Genomic DNA, 910 nt, shown 5'->3' on the forward strand with positions numbered 1-910 from the left:
ACACGCGGTCGCTGGCCGTGTTGCGCGGGTTGGCTGCGCCGGCGACGAAATCGCTGCTGTTGTCGTCGCTGTCCTGGCAGCCATTGTTCTTGCGCTGCACGGCCAGCGTATTCGACGGCGCCGGCGTCGGGCCGGCGCCTTCGAAGTAACTGGCGGTGGTGCCGAAGCCGACAAAGTCGACGACGTTGTCGACCGGCTTGCCGCCCGCCAGCGCCGTGGTCGAGCTGACCAGGGCGACCTTGCCCGCCGTCGCGCTCATGGCGATGGTGCCGGCCGTGTCCGGTGCGAGCGCGTCCGTGCCGCCGCTCCCCGGCGCCTCATGCACGAGGTAATACTGGCCCGCCGCCAGCGTGACACTGGGCGGCAGCTTCGTCACCTGCCACGTGGTGCCCGCGCTCGACGCGTATTGCACGCTCCAGTTGTTCAGCGTGACGGCGGTGCCGCCGGTGTTCAGCAGTTCGATGTAGTCATTCTTGTACGTGGCGCCGGAATTGCCGCCACCGCCATAGACCTGGCTGATGACGACACCGCCTGGTGCGGCGAACACGGGTGCCGACAGGCCGGCCAGCAAGGCCGCCAGCACCGTCAGGCGTCCTGGAGAGTGAAAAGCTGCGCGTTGTTTCATGGGGTGTCCTGGAAGGGGTGAATGCCAATGCAACACTTAATAGGAATATTAAATGCACAAATTGACAACATCATGACCCCGGATTGGTTCGTTTGAACCAATCGGTGGCCATCCAGTCAGGACAGGGTCGGCGCTTGCGGCAGGAAAGCGCATCCGCATTCAGGAAATGCAGACGCGCGCGGGAAGGTCAGGCCCGCTGGTAGACGTCCTCGAAGCGGACGATGTCGTCCTCGCCGAGGTAGCTGCCGGACTGCACTTCGATCAGGTGCAGCGGCAGCTTGCCCG

General features: G+C 64.8%; 2 protein-coding genes. Both read right to left on the reverse strand.

The window, feature by feature from the left end:
- Positions 1-625, reverse strand: a 625-nt coding sequence (locus AC1DYX_RS31555; protein ID WP_477266203.1) for a lamin tail domain-containing protein, incomplete at its 3' end; no start/stop codon positions are given.
- A 187-nt stretch (positions 626-812) separates the two neighbouring features.
- The coding region (locus tag AC1DYX_RS31560; RefSeq protein ID WP_477266205.1) for a hypothetical protein at positions 813-910 on the reverse strand (98 nt) is incomplete at its 5' end.

This window comes from Massilia sp. P2_C2 (assembly GCF_056404615.1).